Origin of the sequence: Heyndrickxia camelliae, assembly GCF_002844575.1 — a bacterium.
In the GTDB taxonomy this organism is placed as follows: domain Bacteria; phylum Bacillota; class Bacilli; order Bacillales; family Bacillaceae_C; genus Margalitia; species Margalitia camelliae.
The window spans coordinates 55677-77952 of the sequence record NZ_PIQO01000019.1; the positions used below are offsets into that span (position 1 = coordinate 55677).

The 22276-nt window shown below is 35.9% G+C and carries 24 protein-coding genes, 1 other RNA gene and 3 riboswitches; of the genes, 9 read left to right on the plus strand and 16 right to left on the minus strand.

Translation table 11 applies throughout. The features are described 5' to 3' along the window. Positions 1 to 2: 2 nt before the first annotated feature. On the minus strand, positions 3 to 407 hold the full coding sequence (locus CWO92_RS19515) for a GntR family transcriptional regulator (RefSeq protein WP_101355885.1): 405 nt from the start codon (positions 405 to 407) through the stop codon (positions 3 to 5). A 195-nt stretch (positions 408 to 602) separates the two neighbouring features. Between CWO92_RS19515 and CWO92_RS19520 the strand changes: the two genes are divergently transcribed. From CWO92_RS19520 to CWO92_RS19535, 5 genes are all read left to right on the plus strand, one after another. Then, positions 603 to 1427 (plus strand): aldo/keto reductase, encoded by an 825-nt coding sequence (locus CWO92_RS19520; RefSeq protein ID WP_101355886.1) that lies wholly within the window; start codon positions 603 to 605, stop codon positions 1425 to 1427. A 155-nt stretch (positions 1428 to 1582) separates the two neighbouring features. Continuing rightward, a complete protein-coding gene (locus CWO92_RS19525) occupies positions 1583 to 2044 on the plus strand; it encodes a flavodoxin (protein ID WP_101355887.1) in 462 nt (153 codons plus the stop codon). Positions 2045 to 2168: 124 nt separating this feature from the next. Beyond that, on the plus strand, positions 2169 to 2819 hold the full coding sequence (locus CWO92_RS19530; protein ID WP_101355888.1) for a DNA-3-methyladenine glycosylase family protein: 651 nt from the start codon (positions 2169 to 2171) through the stop codon (positions 2817 to 2819). 75 nt (positions 2820 to 2894) lie between these two features. Beyond that, a complete protein-coding gene (locus CWO92_RS25585; protein WP_165786730.1) occupies positions 2895 to 3047 on the plus strand; it encodes a hypothetical protein in 153 nt (50 codons plus the stop codon). Positions 3048 to 3141: 94 nt separating this feature from the next. Continuing rightward, entirely contained in the window at positions 3142 to 3321 is a 180-nt protein-coding gene (locus CWO92_RS19535; RefSeq protein WP_101355889.1) for a hypothetical protein, read from the plus strand. A 153-nt stretch (positions 3322 to 3474) separates the two neighbouring features. On the opposite strand, the gene CWO92_RS19540 is transcribed toward CWO92_RS19535, so the two are convergent. From CWO92_RS19540 to CWO92_RS19605, 13 genes are all read right to left on the minus strand, one after another. Then, a complete protein-coding gene (locus CWO92_RS19540) occupies positions 3475 to 4452 on the minus strand; it encodes a ring-cleaving dioxygenase (protein WP_101355890.1) in 978 nt (325 codons plus the stop codon). A gap of 351 nt (positions 4453 to 4803) precedes the next feature. Continuing rightward, positions 4804 to 5307 carry a YbaK/EbsC family protein gene (locus CWO92_RS19545; protein WP_101355891.1) on the minus strand — a complete coding sequence of 168 codons (504 nt, stop codon included), beginning with the start codon at positions 5305 to 5307 and terminating at the stop codon, positions 4804 to 4806. A 109-nt stretch (positions 5308 to 5416) separates the two neighbouring features. Continuing rightward, on the minus strand, positions 5417 to 6034 hold the full coding sequence (locus CWO92_RS19550) for a hypothetical protein (protein WP_101355892.1): 618 nt from the start codon (positions 6032 to 6034) through the stop codon (positions 5417 to 5419). A gap of 900 nt (positions 6035 to 6934) precedes the next feature. Continuing rightward, positions 6935 to 7570, minus strand: a complete 636-nt coding sequence (gene trhA, locus CWO92_RS19555) for a PAQR family membrane homeostasis protein TrhA (RefSeq protein WP_101355893.1) — start codon at positions 7568 to 7570, stop codon at positions 6935 to 6937. Positions 7571 to 8305: 735 nt separating this feature from the next. After that, the gene (gene ssuE, locus CWO92_RS19565; RefSeq protein WP_101355933.1) at positions 8306 to 8851 is read right to left on the minus strand and encodes an NADPH-dependent FMN reductase; all 546 of its coding nucleotides are present in this window, start codon (positions 8849 to 8851) and stop codon (positions 8306 to 8308) included. A gap of 86 nt (positions 8852 to 8937) precedes the next feature. Beyond that, positions 8938 to 9042: riboswitch (SAM riboswitch) on the minus strand. Positions 9043 to 9127: 85 nt separating this feature from the next. Beyond that, positions 9128 to 10117, minus strand: a complete 990-nt coding sequence (locus CWO92_RS19570; protein ID WP_101355895.1) for an ABC transporter substrate-binding protein — start codon at positions 10115 to 10117, stop codon at positions 9128 to 9130. Between the two features lie 9 nt (positions 10118 to 10126). Beyond that, complete coding sequence (locus CWO92_RS19575) at positions 10127 to 10891, minus strand: ABC transporter permease (RefSeq protein WP_101355896.1); 765 nt, start codon at positions 10889 to 10891, stop codon at positions 10127 to 10129. Continuing rightward, positions 10878 to 11609, minus strand: a complete 732-nt coding sequence (locus CWO92_RS19580) for an ABC transporter ATP-binding protein (protein WP_101355897.1) — start codon at positions 11607 to 11609, stop codon at positions 10878 to 10880. Before CWO92_RS19580 ends, CWO92_RS19575 begins: the two co-directional genes overlap by 14 nt. Positions 11610 to 11675: 66 nt before the next feature. Next, on the minus strand, positions 11676 to 12347 hold the full coding sequence (gene tenA / locus CWO92_RS19585) for a thiaminase II (RefSeq protein ID WP_101355898.1): 672 nt from the start codon (positions 12345 to 12347) through the stop codon (positions 11676 to 11678). Positions 12348 to 12371: 24 nt separating this feature from the next. Beyond that, complete coding sequence (thiW, locus tag CWO92_RS19590) at positions 12372 to 12893, minus strand: energy coupling factor transporter S component ThiW (RefSeq protein WP_101355899.1); 522 nt, start codon at positions 12891 to 12893, stop codon at positions 12372 to 12374. A gap of 77 nt (positions 12894 to 12970) precedes the next feature. Beyond that, positions 12971 to 13074, minus strand: a riboswitch (TPP riboswitch). 87 nt (positions 13075 to 13161) lie between these two features. Further along, a riboswitch (TPP riboswitch) is annotated at positions 13162 to 13263 on the minus strand. A 339-nt stretch (positions 13264 to 13602) separates the two neighbouring features. Further along, a non-coding RNA gene (gene ssrS / locus CWO92_RS19595) (6S RNA) lies at positions 13603 to 13800 on the minus strand. Positions 13801 to 13874: 74 nt separating this feature from the next. Then, positions 13875 to 15080, minus strand: a complete 1206-nt coding sequence (locus CWO92_RS19600) for an MFS transporter (protein WP_101355900.1) — start codon at positions 15078 to 15080, stop codon at positions 13875 to 13877. A gap of 27 nt (positions 15081 to 15107) precedes the next feature. Then, the gene (locus CWO92_RS19605) at positions 15108 to 15995 is read right to left on the minus strand and encodes a LysR family transcriptional regulator (RefSeq protein ID WP_101355901.1); all 888 of its coding nucleotides are present in this window, start codon (positions 15993 to 15995) and stop codon (positions 15108 to 15110) included. Between the two features lie 333 nt (positions 15996 to 16328). Here CWO92_RS19605 and CWO92_RS19610 point away from each other — a divergent pair, with 333 nt between their 5' ends. Together CWO92_RS19610 and CWO92_RS19615 are read left to right on the plus strand one after the other, a co-directional pair. Continuing rightward, the gene (locus CWO92_RS19610) at positions 16329 to 16523 is read left to right on the plus strand and encodes a hypothetical protein (RefSeq protein WP_199256911.1); all 195 of its coding nucleotides are present in this window, start codon (positions 16329 to 16331) and stop codon (positions 16521 to 16523) included. After that, complete coding sequence (locus CWO92_RS19615) at positions 16523 to 16720, plus strand: YwbE family protein (protein ID WP_101355903.1); 198 nt, start codon at positions 16523 to 16525, stop codon at positions 16718 to 16720. Before CWO92_RS19610 ends, CWO92_RS19615 begins: the two co-directional genes overlap by 1 nt. Positions 16721 to 17336: 616 nt before the next feature. Here the strand turns inward: CWO92_RS19615 and CWO92_RS19620 are convergent. Beyond that, the gene (locus CWO92_RS19620) at positions 17337 to 17723 is read right to left on the minus strand and encodes a gamma-glutamylcyclotransferase family protein (protein WP_101355904.1); all 387 of its coding nucleotides are present in this window, start codon (positions 17721 to 17723) and stop codon (positions 17337 to 17339) included. A gap of 191 nt (positions 17724 to 17914) precedes the next feature. Beyond that, positions 17915 to 19318: a cadherin-like beta sandwich domain-containing protein gene (locus tag CWO92_RS19625; RefSeq protein WP_165786731.1), complete on the minus strand. Its 1404-nt coding sequence runs from the start codon at positions 19316 to 19318 to the stop codon at positions 17915 to 17917. Positions 19319 to 19522: 204 nt separating this feature from the next. On the opposite strand from CWO92_RS19625, the gene CWO92_RS19630 reads away from it, so the two are divergent. Together CWO92_RS19630 and CWO92_RS19635 are read left to right on the plus strand one after the other, a co-directional pair. Further along, a complete protein-coding gene (locus CWO92_RS19630) occupies positions 19523 to 20551 on the plus strand; it encodes an LLM class flavin-dependent oxidoreductase (protein WP_101355906.1) in 1029 nt (342 codons plus the stop codon). A gap of 295 nt (positions 20552 to 20846) precedes the next feature. Beyond that, positions 20847 to 22238, plus strand: a complete 1392-nt coding sequence (locus tag CWO92_RS19635) for a tetratricopeptide repeat protein (RefSeq protein ID WP_101355907.1) — start codon at positions 20847 to 20849, stop codon at positions 22236 to 22238. The last annotated feature ends 38 nt before the right edge of the window (positions 22239 to 22276 follow it).

Here is a 22276-nt window from a genome sequence, read left to right on the forward strand (position 1 = left end):
ATTTACCCCTTCTTTCCTTTATTTTTTGAACCCTTTAAATCCTTCACGATAGACTCAATAAGAGTGTGAATTTGTTCCTGTTCCAACCCTAGTACTAACGATTCTGCAATTTTTGGTCTCCATTGCACTGTTAATTGTTCGTATAAGGCCTCTCCAACAGCAATTGTTTTCGGAGACTGTATCACTGCACCTGATTTAGGAACAATTTGGATGATACCCTTTTTCTCCAACTCATGATAGCTTTTATTCACTGTATGCATATTCACTCCTAAATCAGCAGCTAAAGAACGTACCGATGGGAGTGAATCTCCTGGATTAATATCCCCTTTGGCTATTCCCTCTACAATTTGATTAAATAATTGGGTATAGATAGGAATATCAGATTGAGGTTCTATTTGTATCATCATCCGTTTTCCACCTCTTTTTGTTATACTTTTACTATAACAGAACTGTTCTAGATTGTATAGAACAATTTTGTTCAAAATTAAAAAATAGGCCATTTATTACTTTCTTTTCCATATGTAAGCCTCATTCATTGAAAGAATCTTTAAAAATTGATATTCTAAAATTTGCAACATACTAATTTAAAGGAGAGATGTTTGATGAATTTCGTTACGTTAAACAACGGAGTAAAAATGCCGCAGCTAGGCTTTGGTGTTTGGCAAGTAAAAGATGACGAAGCAACTGCAGCAGTAGCAAAAGCACTTGAGGTTGGTTATCGTTCCATTGACACTGCCATGATTTATCAAAATGAAACAGGTGTTGGCAAGGCACTAAAAGAAACATCTGTCCCACGTGAAGAGCTTTTCATCACAACAAAAGTGTGGAATAGTGACCAAGGCTATGAAAACACATTAAAAGCTTTCGATGCAAGTTTAGAAAGATTGGGTCTTGATTATGTAGATTTATACTTGATTCATTGGCCAACTCCTGAATTCGATCAATATGTTGATACATATAAAGCATTAGAAAAACTTTATAAAGACGGTCGTGTAAAGGCAATTGGTGTATGTAACTTTAACATTGAGCATTTAGAACGTATTTTATCAGAATGTGAAGTAAAACCTGTTCTAAATCAAGTAGAATGCCATCCATACCTTTCACAAACAGAGTTAAAAGAATTCTGTGCAAAGCATGATATTTTCGTGGAGGCATGGAGTCCGCTGCAACAAGGTGGAGAGGTTCTGAAAGATGAAACCATCCAAAAGATTGCGCAAGCGCACGGCAAAACTCCAGCACAAGTTGTATTACGCTGGCACTTACAAAATAACACCATTGTCATTCCTAAGTCTGTTACTCCTTCCAGAATCGAAGAAAACTTTAACTTATTCGATTTCGAATTAACTGCAGAGGAAATGGCAGAAATCAACAAGCTTAATCGCAACGAACGTAAAGGTGCAGATCCAGCTACTATGAATCGTCGCTAAGTTAAAAAGATTTTTAGGTTAGGAGTACTCTCCTACCTAAAAGTCTTTTTTTTATTTCCAACAATATCATGAACAATCCCGTCTAATGCATTCCATAATTTCCAAAAGTGATAAAATAATCATATCTTTAGTACTTAAGGGAAAGAGGGCTTGTGATGAAAAAAATCTTAATAATATATGCCTCCATGACAGGAAATACAGAGGTAATGGCGGAAATTCTTGAACAGTCCTTGCTAGAAGAAGGATTAGAAGTTACCGTAAAAGAAGCACTTCGGGCAAAGCCTAAAGAAATGCTAAAATATGATGGAATATTATTAGGTGCTTATACATATGAAGGCGGAGAGATTGGCGATGAATTCATGTTATTCTACGAAGAGATGGATCAAATTGATTTAACCGGTAAATTAATGGCTGTATTTGGTTCAGGTGATACATTCTATCAAGATACATATTGTGTTGCTGTTGATATAATTATAGAGAAATTAATTGAATTGGGTGCAAATGTCGTCCTTGAAGGGTTAAAAGTGGATCTTATCCCTGAAGGCGAAGATGAAGAACGTTGCCTGAAATTCGGTAAGGATTTTGCAGAAAAAGTCAAAGAACTGATGCCGTCGTAAATTTGGCCTGCTGGAAGTCAGGCCACTTTCTCCTAAACACTCCCTTCCACTGCTTCCATTTTACAATTCTAAAAATTTAAGATATTGTAATTGTACTAATTCATTGAAAAAGGAATGTTCATTCATGAAGGATATACTATTAGAAAACCTAAGCAATTCAGATCCTCTTTTAAAACAACTAATAGAAGTAATCGGTCCCCTTCAATTGCACAGACGTGATGATTGCTATTCGGCATTGTTGCGTTCTATTGTCGGACAGCAACTCTCTGCGAAAGTGGCTTCCGTTCTAAATGAACGTTTGCGGAATATAACGAACGATCAGTTAACTCCTGAAATAATACAGTCTTTATCAGATAACCAATTACGTGAAATTGGCATCTCCTTCCGAAAAATTTCTTATATTAGAGATTTAACCAAAAAGGTGCAACAGAAGGAAATATTATTCGATCACTTATTCTATATGAGCAATGAATCTGTTATAAAGGCGCTCACAGAAATTAAAGGAATCGGACGCTGGACAGCAGAAATGTTTCTCATTTTTTCACTTGGAAGACTGGATGTATTGTCCCTTCTTGATATAGGTTTGCAGCGAGGAGCTAAATGGCTTTACTCCGCCCCGAAAGAATCAGATGGCAAAAAACTATTAGAAGAAAAAGGAAAGCATTGGGCGCCCTATCAATCCATTGCCTCTCTTTACTTATGGGAAATCGTAAACCGTGAATATGTTTTGTCCTATCCTTCATTTGCAGAATATACCCTATCAACTAATTTATAATGGGATATATTTTTTTCGAATAAACCTGACTGAAAATTGGTACATCTTTCGTCTACTTTATAAAGGGGGGATACAATGGAACATAAAGAAGAACATTCGCTAGTGAAAGTTGCCATCAACGGGGAGAATACGATGCTATGCTACACTACACTTACAAGGGGGAAACAGAATTGGCGTCCCTCCCCTTTACTTAAATCAAACAGAATCGGTAGAAAATCTATCTTTTAAAAATACCCACACCAATATTGTCCATAGTGTTATTGACTTCTACGTACCTGATTTGAAACGATACCATTCTTTTTTAAAAGAACAAGGAGGCGAAGTGGGAACGATTAATTTCCTGCCTGGAATGGAAGGAAAAGGCGGGTTTGGTTTTAAAGACCCAGATGCAAATCTATTATCCGCGTGCAATGTGACTCACCAAGGTCAAGTATATAGAGCTGGGTTGTGCCTAGCTCTTTTTTCATGGGAAGACTTCTCTCATGGTAATAATGATTATTAAAAAAATGGAAAAAACCACTATTTTATATTAGGTTATCCAGCTAACTTTTTGGTTCCCCTAATCCCTTGTAGAAGTCAGTTTCGTGCCCTATTTAAACGTAAAAAGTAAAAACCAGTGCCAACAGGAAATCTCAATAGCACTGGTAATTATCCATTATTCTTTCACAAACTCAATCGTACTTCTTACCGTATCAATTGGGCGCACATAGCTTTCAATTTCTGCACGCTTTGGCTCTAAAAATGGCGGTAAGGACAATTTTTCACCTAATGTTTCATATGGTTCGTCTCCCATAAAACCAGGTCCGTCGGTAGCAAATTCGAATAGGATTTGCGGAGCAACTCTTGCATACAGTGACTCAAAGAAGAAACGATCAACATATCCGGAAGTATGGAAGCCGAAATGGCTCATCCTTTCAATCCATTCCTCTAATACTGAACGGTCTTCTACACGGAACGCTGCATGATGGACAGTTCCATAACCTTGTCGAGCAGGAGGTAAAATGATATTTTGCTCCACTATAACTTGTGCGCCATTTCCGCCTTCGCCTACTTCAAATAAATGAAATGAACCTTCTTGTGCGATTTCTTTGAAACGAAGAACCGTTTCCATCATTTCTTTAAAATATCCAAAATCTGCAATGCGGACAAAAATAGGCCCTAGGCCTGTAATGGCATATTCTAATGGAATTGGCCCTTTTTGCCAAGGTGTTCCTGAAGCTACCCCTTTGTTATGCTCATCCGAAATTAATTGGTATTGTTGATCATCAAAGTCCACAAAGGATAATGTTTTTTTGCCGAATTGATCTTTAATGCCAGTATGATTTACTTTCAAACGATCAAAACGCTTCACCCAGTAATCTAACGCTGCATCACTAGGTACCCGAAAGGATGTTTTAGAGATTTCATTTGTTCCATGTGTACCTTTTGGAATCCCTGGAAAGTCAAAGAACGTCATATCTGTGCCAGGACCACCTGTATCATCTGCAAAGAATAGATGATACGTTTGGATATCATCTTGATTTACTGTTTTCTTCACTAAGCGCATACCTAATACAAATGTGAAAAACTCATAGTTTTTTTCCGCACTGCTTGTAATAGCAGTAACATGATGTATACCTTTTAAATCATGCATGTAAAATCCTCCTAGCACCATAATTTATTATTATTATTTCCAAAACATTTGGTTATCTTCGATAGTGAATATATTTCGAAACGTAAATATCTCGAATTCAAGATAAATGTATCACATTTCCTAGTTTTTGTAAAGCAGGAACGGTACCTTAAGTATTGTGGGAAACCATGTTGAATCCCCTGCAGATTTCTCAGCTCTGATGGTGACGCGATATTTGCGGCACATTCCTTTAAAAACTATAACCGCTTTAATAAATAGACATTCGAAATTGGTAATACAAATCTATAATCCCAATGGCGTAATCATACTTAGCCATTGGGATGCAAAGAAAGTTTATCATCACGTAATCTTTTACATTACTAGCGTTTTTCCCTCCTGCTCTTGCCACTCTTTGCAAACATCGACCCATTCCTTTGCATTAGCATATAGCCATAATTCATCATTTGTTAGTTCAATAGCAGAGTTAGAGCTTCCACATGCCGGGAAAACGGTAGTAAATCTTTTTAATGAAACATCCAAATATACATCGAGATCATTTATTAATCCAAAAGGACAAACTCCACCGATAGCATGTCCTGTTTGTTCCAATACTTCTTCGGGACTTAGCATACGTGCCTTAAAGCCAAAATGAAGGCGAAACTTTTTGTTATCTATCTTTGTATCTCCTGCTGCAACAATCAGAATCGCCGTTCCCTCCTCGTCTCCCCTAAAAGAAATGGTTTTTGCAATTCGAGCGGGAATTACTCCGATTGCTTGAGCTGCCAATTCAACTGTTGCACTTGATGTGTCAAATTCCTTAATATCCTGATCTCGATTCCATTTTTTTAAATGAACACGTACATTTTCTAGTGACATTGATACCACCCTTTCCATTGTTTATTATGGAAGATAATACCACATTTTAACGAGATAAAGAAATAAAAAAAACTTGCAAAAGGATATTCAAACCTTTTGCAAGTACCAACTAAAGGCTAATATTCTTGTCATCATTTTGGTATCTTGGAAATCTCGCTGTTTCTTTGGAGATATTATGAAAAAGCATGATGAAAATTGGTACAATTACCACGAGTGAAAGCATTAGCATGAATAATGTGAGGGACCAAGGAGTAATTTCTTTGTAGGTTTTATTAGAATAGGTTTGAAAAAAATTACTTACATCATTATTTCCAATAATTTGTGAGTTATCGATGAATTCATTTTTATCGACGGCATAATAATAGATATTTGTCGAATCAAAAAGGAAAAAAGAATCGCGTCTTTGCTGGGCTTTCACATATCCAACCACAATGGTTGAATCATATTCCTCCACTTTCTCTTCATTTTCTGGAGTCTCCGGATCATCTACTGTTATTATTTTTTTCACGTGACCGTTTGTAATAATAGTATCTTTAACAATCGCAGATTTTGAATCATAATAGTGCATATTCTCCACTAGGTACTTTTCTAGTGCTGCACGGAATTTCTTTTCGTCGTCCTTGCTCTCTGCTTTAATATTCGGTGAGCCAAAAAAGAAAAACAAGCATCCTAAAACTATAAAGCTAAACAAATAGTGCCTTACATACCACGTCATTCCCTTATTCATTTTTTCATTCCCCCCGAAAAATATTTTATCTAACTATCTGTTCCTCCTTCTGAAGTGCTTCTTACATTTTTGGAAATCTAACCCTTTTTCTTTTATTGTAAACGTTTACACTTAGAGTTTCATCACATTTTTTAAATAATTTAAGTATTTTTAAATATTTCATTGGGTTGTACTTTTGTCATATAGGATAAAAGAGCGAAAAGGGGTATAATAAAAAGGAAGGGTGGTGACTTTCCAGTGAAAAATCGAACAAAGAAAATCAGAAAAAAACGAACAGTTCTTAAAGACTACTTAAAAGATACATTAAAAAATTGGAAACCAAAACCGGGGAAAGCGCCTTTATCTAATAGTAAAAAGTTAATTAGTTAAGGGTATTTTTACCCGCTCCACTATGAACTCCTCTCTATAAAAAATCTCAAAGAAACTAACACATGAATGCTATCATTTCATGTGTTTTCTTTTTTCGTTGGCGCCGTTAAAGGATTTTGTTGATTTTTTTAAATCTTTCCTAATTTATAGCTGAAACTTACTAAGAACAAACATTCGGCAGAATTTTAGATGAAAAGAGCGTTTAGTAACCTATTAAAGTACATGACAAATTACCACATATGGTGTTCGATTAATTAACGAAAAGCGGTAAAGCTTTGGGCAATAGTGGAAAATTTATTTAGTCGATAAGCAAAAATCTGAACATGTCCATATTTTTGTTAATTAGAAACTAAAAAGAAATATGTTTCCTTTATTTTAATCGAATAAATCAACTTTTAAATTTAGAGAACCTTTTGTTTATCAATTTTCGCCGAAACGCATCGTTCTCCAGAATCCATTCTTTTGTCTAAAACCTCTTTCTACTAATTTTTAGCAAAAAAAAATCCCACTTCATTAGCAGGATTGCCATCGTTATTTCACATAAAAAAGTATTCCAAAAAAGTGGCATGCAGATCCTGCCATTACAAAAAGATGCCAAATCGCATGATACTTAAATCCCCGCCACACATAGAAGATTGCTCCAAGTGTGTAGATTATTCCTCCTGCAACTAGCAGATGTACTCCAGCTGGATTCAAATTCATGACAACTGGATTCCATATTAAGACAATTAACCATCCCATGAAAACATAGAGAATAGTGGACGTAAAAAGATATTTTTTAACAAAATAGCACTTAAAGACTGTTCCCAAAATTGCAAAGCCCCAAATAACCCCAAACATGGTCCAGCCTTCCCAGCCTTTCACAATAATTAATAAATATGGAGTATAGGTACCGGCAATAAAGAAATAAATAGCAGAGTGATCGAGTATTTCAAACACATCTTTGGCTTTACCGTTTCTCCATGAATGTACCAGTGTAGAGGACAAATAAAGAAAGAGCATGGTACATCCAAAAACAGTAAAACTTACTATTTGCCATGCAGTTCCATCCATCGCAGAAAAGCAAATGAGCAGCACGAGCCCGGCAACACTTAAAATTGCTCCTATTCCATGGGTAATAGAATTTGCAATTTCCTCCCCCTTCGAAAATGTATGAGTAGCAGCCATTAGAATCCATTCCTTTCTTTTATACTTTATTGTACCTTTCTTTTCCCTTTATACTCAAGTTTAGAGAATTTCTACAAACAAATTTTGTTAAACCTCGAAAGGAATTTTGATAACTATGATGAGAAAAAGGATCTGATGATCCAACCCCCAATGACCAAAGAAACTTTATTTACTGGCAGTAGCATTATTATCTTTTCTAAAAAGGCCAAGGAAAATAAATATTAACTAAAAAAGAGAAAGCATGCAGAACAGAAATAATACCTTTACCGAATCCATATGGGGCGAAAGGATTGATTAATATTGCCGTGATAAAAAAGATAATTGGTGTAAAAATTAAGAAAATAGTCCTGACCAAATTGTTCTTTTCCTTTTTTTTAAGAAAATTTATACCCAACCACCTTTTACTATTAGTAATATAAAAACAAGCCCCAATTAAATTAAAAAAAGCACTTATCCACCCTCTAATATCGGAAGCTTCACTTCACTAAATGGAAATCATTAATCATTACATCGTATTATACATTTCATTCCTTTTTAAACGTTGTCATTTTAAATCATATGTAAATTCAAACAGACATGTGTTATGGAAAATGACAGCGATGTATACCTAGTAGAAAAACCACTAAATTGACAAGTTTTTCGGTGTGCTCAAGGCACGTCCTGAAATAACAACAGCATTATATTACACAAAAAACTAGATCCTAAATAAAGATCTAGTTTTTTGTGCAAGGAGATTTAAACGGTAAATTGCTGTTGAAGATGAATGGAAACAATAAATTCATTTAAGTGGTAATGAAGTCTATTCACATCATCTAGTTCTATCACAGGATTTTGTGGCTCTGATTTGTCGATAACACTATCTAGCAGGTAAACTCCTTGGGTGGATTTGCCTTTCAAATTCGCAATCACGGGCCTTAAGGCATAATCAATTGCTAGTAGATGTGACTTGCTTCCCCCTACCATAAGTGGAAACACAGGCTTGTTTTTAAATGCACCTTCAGGCAGCAAATCCAATAGTGCTTTCAATACTCCTGTGTAAGATGCTTTATAAACCGGTGACCCGATAATAATTCCATCTGCATTTAGAATATTTTGAGTAATTTTCACCACTTCAGGGCTATTGAATCTTGCATATAATAAATCTTCTGCAGGGATATCGAGAACCGAAACATAGCTTGTCGAAAATCCCTCTCTTTCTAAACGTCTTTGCACATAACGTAAAACAAGATCCGTCCTGGATATAACGGAAGGACTTCCAGATACAATCACAATATTACTCATTCCTATTCCTTCTTTCTCTGTCATGAAATTCAAAATAAAAAGTCCCCTAATTCTGAAAGAAAAGAGGACTTGATTAGCTAGCTCCATTCTTATCTTCCAAGGCTTTGCTTGCTGGAATTAGCACCTTTCTGATTTTAACAGAGGTTGCTGAAGCGTCATTGGGCCAGTCCCTCGGCTTCTCTTGATAAGGAGTATTCATTTTTTACATCTTAATCTTCATTCCCTCTTTTTGTCAATATAAATTCCGAGATTTTATATAAGAATTATAAGATTAAATTAATTTAAGTTTATAAACGACTTTTTCACATCAATTTTTTTGTCTATCATCTTTTTAGAATACAACCAATCAGAAATATTCTTCCAGACAGCCAAATCCTGGTGACCGAATCCTTCTGTATTACTGTTCATTAACGGCAATAGGATGTTTAAACTCTTCGATTCTACTTGATGATCAAGTGGAAAAGCAGAATCCTCATGCTTATATAATATATTTAATGCAGCTTTTGGGTCTTTTGTTACATCTGCTTGCCCCTTTGATATCGCCTTCCAGAACTTCTTTATGGTCGCTTTCTTTTTACTTAGATTCCGTTCACCTGTAATAAAAATCAGTTCATAATAATTCGGTACCCCATATTTGGCAGGATTAAACGTATTAACAGGATGACCTTCTTTTTCAAGAAGAAGTTTTTCATGATTAATATATCCGCCTTCAATTCCGTCTACTTTATTTGCCGTTATCGCTGGAATGAGATCAAAGCCAACATCCGTTGTTTTCACTTTGTCTGGATTTCCGCCATCATATTTTACCATCGTCTTTAATACTGCTTGTTCAAACTCCAGAGAGGAGTAACCAATATTTTTCCCCTCTAACTCTCGCGGTCTCGTAATTCCGCTTTTCTTTGGTACCATCAAGTAATTTAATGGTTCTCGAACAAGTGCGGCAATTGAAACAACCGGTATTCCCTCTGCTCTTGCCATGACCACCTGTGGTTGATAGCTTATTGCTAAATCCACTTTGCCTGCAGCAACCAGCTTTAAGGGATCGGTCGTTTCGGACGGCATCTTAATATCCACATCCAAGCCTTCCTTCGCAAAATAGCCTTTTGCTTGTGCTGTATAAATGGCTGTATGCACTGCATTTGGATACCAATCCAGCATAATACTTACTTTTTGCAGTCCTTTTTTTGTCTGTGCCTTATTACCTTGAGAACAACCTCCAAGTAAAAGAAGAACAGCTATCATTACTAATATTAACCATTTTTTCATTCTATTCACCTATTTCTTATTCCATGATAATATTTTTCTCTCTACGAGACGAACAATTATAAACAACACCATTCCAAGTAAAGAAAGAATCGTAACAGCAGCAAATACTCCTTCTGCGTTTAAATTTCCGGACATTCGTCTGCTATAATATCCCAAACCCTCACTTGCTCCTAACCATTCCCCAATGGTCGCTCCGACAACCGCAAATACAACGGCTAACTTCATTCCAGAAAATATGTATGGCAAAGCAAACGGAATTTCTACCTTTATAAAACACTGCCATTTGCTTGCCCCCATTGTTTTCAAAAGATCGATGTACTCCCTGTCCACTTGCTTTAACCCATCATAAAAATTCAATACAATCGGAAAAAAGCATACTAATATGGTTACTGCCACTTTGCTCCAAAGCCCATAACCAAACCAAAGGATAAAAATGGGAGATAAAGCGATGATAGGAATCGTTTGCGAAATAAGGACCAGCGGATACATCACCTTTTCCATCGGCTTTGAAAAATACATTGCAATGGCTATTCCAATTCCTCCTACTAGCGCGAACAGAAATCCTATTAAAACTTCCCGAAAAGTAGCTCCTAAATGAACCACAAATAATTCATGTGGATAATGAATCATCATTTGTACAATCGATGTAGGAGTGGGAATAATAAAAGAAGGTATTTTTTCAGACTGAACAAGCCACTGCCACACCAACAAACAAACAATTGAGACCACTATAAATAAACTATATTGTTGCCGAAATCGCTTAAACCAGCCCATCAGTAATCCTTCTCTCAAGTTCTTTTCGATATTCGATAAGCGAAGCAGTATAAATCATTCCCGCCTCTCTTGGTCTAGGCAAATCCACCCTAATTTCCTGTACTCCTTGTTGTGGATGAAGTAGTAAAATTCTATCACTGAGCAGAATTGCTTCTTCTAAATCATGTGTAATAAAAAGAATCGTTTTGTCTAGGTCTTCCCAAATGGATACCAGCCATTTTTGCATGTCTCGCTTTGTAAAAGCATCGAGAGCTCCGAATGGTTCATCTAATAACAGCACTTTTGCTCCTGTCAGGAGGGTTCGCACAAAAGCAATGCGCTGTTTCATGCCACCGGAAAGCTGTTTAGGCAATGCATTTTCCCATTTTGCAAGTCCCGTTTCGCGAAGCCATTCTCTTGCTTCTTCCTTTGTATAAACGCTCCCCTTTTTAATTTCTGAACCAAGCATTACATTTTCTAAAACCGTTCTCCAAGGTAATAGCAAGTCCTGTTGCGGCATATAGCCAAAGCTTCCTCGTGAAGGTATCGCTTCATCCAGCAGAATTCTTCCCTTATCCGGTTGAAGCAGTCCGGCAATCATTTTTAGAATGGTGCTCTTACCTGATCCGCTTTTTCCTATTAAACTAACAAATTCTCCTTTTTCCACGGTTAAGGAAAAGTTAGACACTATCGGTTGTTGGTGATAAGTAAAAGAAACCTGATCTATGAAAAGTGTCATTTCATAAATTCCTTTCTATAAAGGCCGATTAACTCAATGCCTCTTAATATAAATGATGCTATCGACTTAAAGTGGCCAATCCTGACCTCGGTACAACATCTCCCAAAATAAATATTCATATTTAGATGTTGTCTGAAAATGCTGTTCTAAATTTACTAATTCTTCCTCTGGCTTTCCCTCCGTAATTTCATCTAATAATTTAATCAACCATTGTGCAATCGCCCCGAATTCATCAGAAGAATATGTTTCAATCCAAGTTTTATAAGGGTTGCTCTCCAATTCATGGCCATATTGTTTTTTCAGTAGTTTCCCTATTTCCCAGTAGTCCCAAGCACAAGGCAACAGACATGAAATCAGTTCTGCAAGAGTTCCATTTTGAGCAACGTTTAACATATAACTTGTATATGCTAAGTTGTTGGGAGTCGGTTTAGTCTGTTCCAATTCCTTCTCTGTTACCCCAAACCTTTTCGCATACTCACGGTGTACATTCATTTCAAAATGGAGAATATTATGTAAGAGCTGAGAAAAATGTGTCATGGCTTCAAGGCTATTCGCTTTTTGAACACCGATGGCATAAAGTCTTGCATATTGAATCAGGTACACATAATCTTGTTTCATATATTCCTTAAAGAATTCTGTTGAAAGTGTGCCTTTCCCTATACCTTGTACAAATGGATGATGGTAGTTTTGATTCCAGATTGGTTGAACATTACGAAATAAGCGTTCAGAAAAAGTCATTATGCATTGCTCCTTCCTTGCAACCTATAGGTCACGATTAAATATACTGTTTTTACGAATCATTCCTTGGAGTGTTTGATTTTTCAGTAATACCTTTAAAACAACAATTCCAATAATTGCACCGCCAATAGAACTAACAATAAATGCCGGGATAAACCCAAATACAGCTGCCTTTTGACCAAGAATAAGAGTAGCCAGTGGATAACAGCATATTGCACCAAGGATGCCCGTCCCCACTACTTCACCAGCGAATGCCCATAAAAGCTTTTTTGTTTTCATGAATAAAAGTCCGGATAAGCAGGCACCAATCATGCTTCCAGGAAAGGCAAAAATCGATCCTGTCCCCGCCATGTTTCGAATAAGCGAAACAATAAATGCCTGTGCAACCGAATATATCGGTCCTAAGAGAACAGCCGTTAAAACATTTGCCATGTGTTGAATTGGGAAGATTTTTGCAAAACCTACCGGAATATACACAATATTGCTTGTCAATGTGGTAATCGCAATGATCACGCAAGTTAATGTCATTTTCTTAACATTACTCATAATAAAAACTCCTCCTTTATAATCATAAAAAAACCGCTCTCCAAATAGAAAGCGGTTATAGCCTAAGTTGTGAAAACAACACCCCTTGACCGCTTCCCTACGCCAGTACAATCTGGATCAGGTCCAAAGGGTTTCAATCCTACGATATCTCTCAGCCAAATCGGCTCCCCTAGCAAATAACAATATTAAATTAAATAGGCAAAAACGTAAAAAAACCGCCCTTTTTGCGCAAGGACGGGTTATGATGACATTAATATATGCAATATCGCAGTAACATCAGCCACTTCCTTACGCCAGCACTAACTGGATCAAGTTCAAAGGGTCCAGACGATGTCTGTCTCAGTCTAAAAAGACTCCCCTAGTGATTCTTTTATTCATTTATACAATTATATTAACATATTTTTAATAAAAAGAAAGACCGAATTTTGATTACATTAACAAAAGAACCATTGGCGATAAAGTAATCATCAGCCTTTTTGTTCTCTGTTTCATAAATTCATAAGGAATTTGCGTATTTTGTTTTCTCATTTCTGTCTGTTTCATCGCTATCCCCCTTTTTAAAATAATTCAACTTTTTTGCGTTAACACAACTTTTTATATATAATATCCATTTTTTAAGCATTTGTTTACAACTTTTTTCAACTTATCCATAAACAATTCTAAAAAAGAAAAAACAGTTTTCATATGAAAACTGTTTTAGTACTAATTATGTACAGCCGCCTTTGCCGTAATGTAATGATAAGAAAGTTTTAAACCACCACTCCTCAAAGTGGGTGTTCGCAGGAACCTTTCTGCATGTCCTCCATGTCTTATAGACAGAGGCCTGTCATTCCAATTCCTATATAAAACTCCCTATTACAGCTCAAAGGTTAAAACTTTATTATGATTACGAACAACGCAGCTTGTGTTATTATATTACTCCCCTTTTAGTAAAAAATCAAATGAAAGGTTTTCCACCTAATTATTTTAGTCGAACTTAGTTTAAACATTACGAAGCTGGAACTTCCTCTTTGCGATCAATCCTAAGCGTATCGAGAATAATACACCAATAATAGCAAACACAATAATCATCCCTACTACACCAATCCAACCGAAATGGCTATAAAATGTTCCGCTCAAGGTTCCCCCTATACTGGAACCTGTATAGTAAAAGAATAGGTAAAGGGCAGATGCCTGTGCTTTATCATGTGAAGCAAGCTTGCCAACCCAACCGCTCGCAATAGAATGTCCTGCAAAAAATCCAAAAGTAAGAATAGCAATCCCAATAATTTTAAACCAAAGATTTGTATTTAAGGTAATGAGAGCTCCAATCAACAATATGCCGATTGAAAATTGGAGAATTTTTCTTCTTCCATGTTTATCGGCAAGCATCCCCATCCAAGTTGAACTAAAGGTTCCAACTAAATAAACAATAAAAATAAAACCAACTAAAGTTTGACTTAGGGAATATGGCGGAGCAGTTAATTGAAAGCCAATATAGTTATACAGAGAAACAAAGCTTCCCATTAATAAAAACCCAATACCAAATATATAAAATAAGCCAGGTTCTTTAAATTGACTAATAAGGGAAGAACTTAACTTTCCTATTTCCAATTTACGCGCGTGAAAATGGGTTGATTTTGGCAACATAAACCAAAACAACAGGCTCGCAAGTAAACTAACGATCCCAATGACTACAATCGCAACTCTCCAGCTGAAATAATCGGTAAGGACACCACTAATAATCCTGCCGCCCATTCCGCCAATTGAATTCCCACTAATATATAGCCCCATTGCCATACCAAGACTTTTTGGTTCAATTTCTTCTCCTAAATAAGCCATGGCAATGGCAGGTAATCCTCCTAAAACAATTCCTTGTAAAATTCTTAATAAAAGTAATAAATGAAAACTAGGACTAAATGCTGTTAATATTGCTAATATCGAGGAAGCTACTAATGATATGGTCATAACTGGTTTTCGCCCATACACTTCTGATAATGAACCTGTTAAAAGCATACTTACTGCTAATGCAATAGTAGTGGACGATAAAGTTAAACTCGATACTGCTGGTGACACATGATACTCCCTTGCAATATCGGGGAGTAAGGGCTGTGTGCTCCAAAGGATAGCAAATGTATTAAAACCACCAGCAAATAATGCTAAATTTGTCTTTTTAAAACTGGCGGTACCACGTTTAATGTAACCCATGATGAATGATAAACTCCTTTTACTTTGTTATAAATGTTTAGTGTGCGAAAGATTTTTCACAAAATCAATAAACTTTTTCGTCACCGGTGATAGGTATCTTCCTTTTTTCCAAGTAAGCCCGATTTCTCTCCTGCATATCGGGTTTCTTATACGAATCAGTTTAATTTTATTTTTATCCAATACCTTCACATCCGGAACAATGGATACCCCTAACTTTGCTTCTACTAATCCTGCAACCGTACCAATCTCTTCGCCTTCAAACGTTACATTTGGTGTAAAATCGGCCTGAGAACAAATCTGATCAACAATGGTCCGCAGTCCATAACCATTTTTAAATGCAATAAAAGGTTCATGCTTGATTTCAACTAAATCAATTTCATCTTTAGAAGCAAGTGCATGATTGGCAGATACAATTAAAAATAACTCTTCTGACCACAAAGATTCCCAATGAAGTTCTTTATCATCCTGAAAGTAGGATAATAAAGCAAGATCACATTCCCCTGTAAGCAATTTTTCAAAGACTTGATTAGAGCCTGATTGGCTTAAATCGAATCTGACTTCCGGATATTTTGTTAGAAACATTTGCAAAATGCTTGGGATAAAACTTATCCCAAGAGAATGCAGAAAAGATAATGATATGGTTCCGTGATTAGGATGAATCATATCTTGTATTTCTTGTTTGCCCAACTCAATCTCATGAATGGATCGCTCCACTCTTTGTAAAAACATTTTTCCATATTTATTTAACACAATATTTCTTCCATTACGGTCAAACAGCTGCACCTCTAACTCCTGCTCCAGCTTTGAAATCGCCCGACTTAGGGCTGGTTGAGAAATATTTAGAATTTCCGCAGCTCGGGTAAAATGCTCCGTCTCTGCCACCGTTTGAAAGTATTGTATTTGATGCCACTCCATCGCATTACCTCACTAAAATAATTATTACGTTACTTATCATACTCCACTATTCATATAACTTCCAATTGTATATTTGCATGATATTAATGCATATTGGTTATGAATGATAGATTACAACCTATGCTCATCATCTAGTTAATACTTTAAAGAATTGTTCCTAAAATATAACAAAACGAAAAGCCTATACTTCCTTTACAAATGATACACCGATTGTTTCAAGATACTTCATGTCTCGTTCATAATGAATAACTTTTCTATGCACATACATTCTTCTTTCACAAATATGCGAAAATAGATTATACTGGTCTTACTATGCAAAAGGAGGAATTTCCTTTGACTGACAATAATCAATCCGAATCTCCAAAAAAGAAGATCAGCTTGCAAGAAGCAATGAAGCAGCAGCTTGAAAACAAAAAGAACCAGACCCTTCCTGGTAAGGGAAAAGCGAATAACGACCTCTCAACAAAAAAAATGAAAAGCCAGCAAACAAAAAGACCAAGCAATACCCGCAGAAAAATGGGTGTATAATGAACGGACAAATTCGAAACCACATATTCCCTGGCCAGGAAGTTGAGATTGTATTAAAAAACGATCAAAAAACCGGAAAGCTTACAAGGGGCATCGTGAAAGATATCCTCACCAAATCTGGCACCCATCCCCACGGTATCAAGGTCAGGCTAACTGATGGACAAATTGGACGTATACAGAACATTCACTCTAATTAAAACAATGCCCCATAAATGTTCTCAGAGCGTCTAACATTTATGGGGCAGTTCATCTTGAGTTTTTATGTATAAAGTTATAAATGATTATCTGTCCATTCCTTATTTATAATGATTAGCGAGTCTGGAAAATCTATTCTGATGATGTTGTTACAACTTAGCTTTAGAATGTATGTAGGCAATGAAAAAGAAGGTTAAATCACTGATTTAGTAAGAAAGGCGATAAGGCTGTGAACTCCTTTATGTAGAGTTAATGGCAGTACAGGTGTTTTTCACCTACCGTAATATCTTATTTATGTAAAACAATAACTAGCCTAATCATTGTTATGAAAAAAGTAAAATGACTATCAAAAGTTTTTTTTGATAGTTTTTTTATTTCTATGAAAAAAATAACGTACGAAAATTTATATCGGCATAAAACACTATACCCCTTACTATTGCTAATTGGAATTGGATAAAGGTATAGCTATATCTGTATGACATAAGGAATAGTTCGCTATAAAAAATTAGAGCAACAAAGGAGATACAGCACAGATTAGACATTCATAGCGTTACATTTATCCCCCATTCATTTTATTACTATTATTCTAATCTAGATACATTTTAGTGAGTTTTATGACTATTCACCTTGCAAATAGGTCATCCAATCGCCGGATTCAATCAAATTGCTTTTCTCAAAGAGTGGATTTTTTCCTAAATACACAAATACTTCTGTTTCCCCCTCATTGGTATAAACCGTTCTTTTGATTCTATCATATAGATTGTTTTCCCCGCCCTCTTCATAATCCTCCAATTCATCCACTAATTTCAATTGATCATCATCCACCACATATATTTCTCCAAACACCTTGGTAGAAGGATGTTCTTTAATAGCCGGATATCCTAATCCTGTATCATGCAGTTCACCATAGGTCCAACAGCGATTTGAAATGCATGTAGCTCCCTTTAAATAGTGCTCGTTGGCCCCGCCTTTTCTCAATGTTCCGTAGACAAAAACCTTGTGCATTCTGTACACTCCTATTTTTTAAAAAAAATTATACTAAAAATTTATATTAGATGCATCTTCCATTTGTTGTTTTATACCTATTTCCAGTACATCGCTCATAAATTTATTCACTATCAACTAATTTGTTGTGATATACATGTTTAAGAAATATACTAACCTGTAAAACAACGCAGGTTAGTATATTCCTTAAATTAGAACCAACTTAAAATCTTATTCCACAGTTTCCCCCACCAAGATGCCGATTGCTTCGCTTGATTTGTGTTTGAATATTTAATTCGATTAGTGTTTAAGTTGTTATTTGCTTGAACGGAATTATTTTTTTGTATGGAATTAGTAGTGGAAGAGGATGTAGTGATTACACTATCTTCAGTCGGTTTCTCTTTCACATCCTTGTCGATTACAAGTACATATGTTTTACGTTCATCATCTTTCGTTACAACAATCGAAACGATGGTCTTTTTCGCATTCTCCCCTAATGGAATAGTACTATTCTCGCCTTCAATGGAAACAGATGCTCCACTTGTTCGAGCAGTTGCATTTATCGTTACTTTATCGACACTGTTTCCAACCGCTATATGATAGGTATACTCATCGCTAGAAAAAGCTTTATTCCAAGTTCCATTCGATACGCTAAGACTGCTCAATTGTGCTTGACTCGCTTTCATCTGACTTCCCGATGTTTGACTGGATGTTTTCTGAATGTAGGTGGTTCCTTGTCCTATGTTCATGCGACCTGTATTTTTCGATACGGTTTGAGTGGAAGAAAATGTATTTTTAATCTCACTACTATTTCTTGTATTTGCTATATTTACAGGAGGAGTTTCATTACCAGAATATGTTTTCTTACCACCATTTCCTTTATCCGTTGTTGGTTTTTTCACAGGTGATGTATGATTCATTTTTGCTGCTCGAACAACATGAAGAATGTATCTCTTACTTTCCCCATTTTCTGCTGTTACCAATATAATGATGTCAGACTTACCAACAGGAAGCTTTACTGATACACTCCCCTCCTTTAACTCCGTTCCATTTATTCTTACTGTTTCTGTAGAATCAAATACTTCTGGTGATACCGTTAAAGAATCCACTTCATTTGGAAGTTGCACATTATAATTAGTAGTATTCGAATTAAATACTTTGGATAATCTTCCACTTGATAGCTTAATATTTTTTAATAAATTATTGTCACTAAGTTTGCGGACAATGGTAAGAGTATAAGTAACTGGTGTATCTACACCATCATCCACTACAATCGAAAAGTCATTAGACCCAGTCTTCAAATTTAATATTACATTTGATGGATCCTTAACCGTATTTCCGTTTATGGTAAATACTTGATGTTCATTACCTGAAATATGTAGAACAACATGATTCTGTTGATTTTCAACGGTTGCATGATAATCAAATACATCTGCCGAAAAGGTCTCTTCCATCTGAATACCATCTAGTTCTAAATGCTTCAATTGATTGACAGATACAGTTTGTGCTGAAGAGATATCCGATGTTGAATCAGCAGATGATGGCGGTACCCAAATGGAAGTTCCCGCACTTATTACTGTGGCCGCCAACATCATTTTCAATGATTTTGCTTGCATAACAATCCTCCCCGCTCCTTTACTAAAAGCCATCTGATTAGCAGCAATCTATCGTGATTAAATTGCCCTTTCGTATTAAGCTTCGTTATTTATAAAAAATATCATTAGAATCTTAACTTTTACTTAACAAAGCAATTCATTTTGTAACTAAATTTTTGTTTGATAAAATATATAGACAAAATTTAATACAATTGGAGGAAAAGCATGAACACATCTCCGGTTCACCATACATTAAAAAACATTCGATATTCCGTACTAGACCTTTCTCCTATTATAAAAGGAGGAAGTGCGTCCGATTCCTTAAAAAACACACTTGATTTGGCACAACATGCAGAAAAATGGGGGTATACACGATATTGGCTTGCAGAACACCATAATATGCCTGGTATTGCAAGTTCTGCAACCTCTGTCGTAATTGGACATGTTGCAGCAGGCACATCGACAATCAGAGTCGGTTCTGGTGGAATTATGCTTCCAAATCATGCCCCGCTAGTAGTAGCAGAACAATTCGGTACCCTTGAGTCCCTCTTTCCAGGGAGGATTGATTTAGGACTAGGACGTGCACCTGGTACAGATCAAGTTACAGCACATGCATTGAGACGTGATCGACTAAGTGATGGATCGGATTTTCCTGAACAGGTTGCAGAACTTAGAGGATACTTCGATCCGTCATTACGAACAGGTAATCGTTATGTAAAAGCCGTTCCAGGAGAAGGTCTGCAAATACCAATTTGGTTATTAGGCTCCAGTGGCTTTAGCGCGCAATTAGCTGGTCAGCTAGGACTGCCATTTTCTTTTGCGAGCCATTTCTCGCCGCAGAATACATTACCGGCTCTTGACTTATACAGACGAACTTTCCGTTCATCTAAAGCATTGGATAAACCATATACCATGGTTGGAGTAAATGTCATTGCAGCTGAATCAAATCAAGAAGCCGAAAAGCTCGCAACATCAATGCAACAGCAATTTCTTTCCTTAATCCGTAATAATCCAGGTCCATTGCAACCACCTATTGATAATATCGATGAGATTTGCAGCGATTATGAAAAAATCTTACTTCAAGAAAGAACAGGCTCTTCCATCGTGGGGGATCGGGAAACAGTAAAAGAGAAACTGCAAAATTTTTTAAACGAGACAAATGCGGACGAATTTATTATCAATGCTCAGATTTATGATCATGAGGCAAGACTGCGCTCATATAGAATAGTATCGGAGATTATGAACGAGGAATAAAAAAAGGTAAGTGTCGCAGATTAGCATAAGAATCAGAGAATTTGGTATTAACTCTTCGACTGGATAAAGGAAACTCAGTGAAACAGTCCACAACCAGTAAAAATAGCACCTCCATTTTCATCCGATGTACACTTATGGCTAAGAAAGACATAGCCATCCACTAGCGGTTAGCTGCTGGTTGTAAAATTTTATATCATCTTCTCCTTAAAGAAAAGCTCAGTGGTTTCCACTGAGTTTTCTTCTTTATCTGAAATTATGGTATAATAAAGCAGAACAAAAGATTAGGAGGATTCCTATGCACACAAACCAATTAGTGATCATTAATCATCATAAAACTATTTGCCTACAAGTTGAAAGAATGGCTATCTATTTACAAAGCAAAATCATCGAAGCTTATGACCAAAACCAGCAAGTATACTATGTATTTTTTTACAAGGATCACTATCTTACTGCGGCGAAAACGACAAAACTAATGAGAAATTCCCATATCGAACATGCATTTAAAAATGGAATTATTGTACCATCCGACCACCCACTAGTCAGATCGCTTATTTCCTCCGATCAACTTTACAAAAAACGAACCTTCTTACAAGTAATAGCCAAAATGGAAAAAATATTATCACCACATGAAATGGCAAACCTTGCTACATTTTTCGAATCCTTTATTCCTAGAAAGAAAATTTTCACCTATATTCAAAACCTCTTTTATGAATATCGCCGTAATGGAAAAATGTTTCATAGCTACCGCATTATCCGAATTCTAATGGATTTCACACCTACTCACTCATTTGTAAAAGAACTTTCCAATCACTTAGACTTTATAAAATTCGCAAAGCTCTATCATCAGGGGTCAGACATTATCTTTGAAAAAGATCCAATATATGCAGAAAAGGTTTATTTTTCTAACGTAAAAGATAACTCCTATTTTCAAAAACTATCTTCCCTTCTAGAACAACAATCTAGATGGACAGATTTGGTTGCTCTGTATATTCACCAAATAGCATATAATCAAAAATACTTCTCTTCCCTTCTGCTTCTTTTAGAGAAACATTTTCAAGAAGAAGAAATTGTACAGATATTAGAAGACTTGTCTAATCAAGTTCCAGACCATGAAGAGATCCAGCAGTATTTACTAAAAAAATATTTTCACTTACACCAAACAGAAAAAATCTTAATTTTATTGTCCTCCCAAAACCTAACACTTAACGAAATGCAAACAATGGAATTTATTAAACTGTTAGAGGATTATAATTTGGAGGTTCATTCTGATTATCTCGAAAAACTTCATTTGTTTTTCATCCCCTTCTTCAACCTAAATCCGAAAAAAGCAGTGGATTTTCTGCAAAAATGGATTATACATTTACTTTCAAAAGGATATGACATACTTGCCATAAAGAAATTACTGGCACCTTTAAAGCAGGTAAAAGAAGCTCTGCCTATTATAAGGAAGCTTGATAAGATGCAGACGCTTGCCAATGACCCCGACCAACAACTCTTACTTGGTCAACTCTATTATCAATTTAAACAATATCATCAGGCGATTGAATGCTTTAGCTGGGAAATGGAGCTAAAAGCTGTTGATCCAAAACCAGTTCAATGGCTGTCAAAAATATATAATGAATTAGGAATGAAACAAGAATACATGGCTTATCAACAGCTTTGTATTGACATGCAAAAAAGAGCATAATGTTAAATTATGCTCTAATCCTCTTATTAAAAGCTTCC

Coding starts and splice junctions, on each gene's coding strand:
- CWO92_RS19515 (WP_101355885.1), bottom strand. CDS start 407: ATGATGATACAAATAGAACCTCAATCTGATATTCCTATCTATACCCAA.
- CWO92_RS19520 (WP_101355886.1), top strand. CDS start 603: ATGAATTTCGTTACGTTAAACAACGGAGTAAAAATGCCGCAGCTAGGC.
- CWO92_RS19525 (WP_101355887.1), top strand. CDS start 1,583: ATGAAAAAAATCTTAATAATATATGCCTCCATGACAGGAAATACAGAG.
- CWO92_RS19530 (WP_101355888.1), top strand. CDS start 2,169: ATGAAGGATATACTATTAGAAAACCTAAGCAATTCAGATCCTCTTTTA.
- CWO92_RS25585 (WP_165786730.1), top strand. CDS start 2,895: ATGGAACATAAAGAAGAACATTCGCTAGTGAAAGTTGCCATCAACGGG.
- CWO92_RS19540 (WP_101355890.1), bottom strand. CDS start 4,452: ATGCATGATTTAAAAGGTATACATCATGTTACTGCTATTACAAGCAGT.
- CWO92_RS19545 (WP_101355891.1), bottom strand. CDS start 5,307: ATGTCACTAGAAAATGTACGTGTTCATTTAAAAAAATGGAATCGAGAT.
- CWO92_RS19550 (WP_101355892.1), bottom strand. CDS start 6,034: ATGAATAAGGGAATGACGTGGTATGTAAGGCACTATTTGTTTAGCTTT.
- trhA (WP_101355893.1), bottom strand. CDS start 7,570: ATGGCTGCTACTCATACATTTTCGAAGGGGGAGGAAATTGCAAATTCT.
- ssuE (WP_101355933.1), bottom strand. CDS start 8,851: ATGAGTAATATTGTGATTGTATCTGGAAGTCCTTCCGTTATATCCAGG.
- CWO92_RS19570 (WP_101355895.1), bottom strand. CDS start 10,117: ATGAAAAAATGGTTAATATTAGTAATGATAGCTGTTCTTCTTTTACTT.
- CWO92_RS19575 (WP_101355896.1), bottom strand. CDS start 10,891: ATGGGCTGGTTTAAGCGATTTCGGCAACAATATAGTTTATTTATAGTG.
- CWO92_RS19580 (WP_101355897.1), bottom strand. CDS start 11,609: ATGACACTTTTCATAGATCAGGTTTCTTTTACTTATCACCAACAACCG.
- tenA (WP_101355898.1), bottom strand. CDS start 12,347: ATGACTTTTTCTGAACGCTTATTTCGTAATGTTCAACCAATCTGGAAT.
- thiW (WP_101355899.1), bottom strand. CDS start 12,893: ATGAGTAATGTTAAGAAAATGACATTAACTTGCGTGATCATTGCGATT.
- CWO92_RS19600 (WP_101355900.1), bottom strand. CDS start 15,080: ATGGGTTACATTAAACGTGGTACCGCCAGTTTTAAAAAGACAAATTTA.
- CWO92_RS19605 (WP_101355901.1), bottom strand. CDS start 15,995: ATGGAGTGGCATCAAATACAATACTTTCAAACGGTGGCAGAGACGGAG.
- CWO92_RS19615 (WP_101355903.1), top strand. CDS start 16,523: ATGAACGGACAAATTCGAAACCACATATTCCCTGGCCAGGAAGTTGAG.
- CWO92_RS19620 (WP_101355904.1), bottom strand. CDS start 17,723: ATGCACAAGGTTTTTGTCTACGGAACATTGAGAAAAGGCGGGGCCAAC.
- CWO92_RS19625 (WP_165786731.1), bottom strand. CDS start 19,318: ATGCAAGCAAAATCATTGAAAATGATGTTGGCGGCCACAGTAATAAGT.
- CWO92_RS19630 (WP_101355906.1), top strand. CDS start 19,523: ATGAACACATCTCCGGTTCACCATACATTAAAAAACATTCGATATTCC.
- CWO92_RS19635 (WP_101355907.1), top strand. CDS start 20,847: ATGCACACAAACCAATTAGTGATCATTAATCATCATAAAACTATTTGC.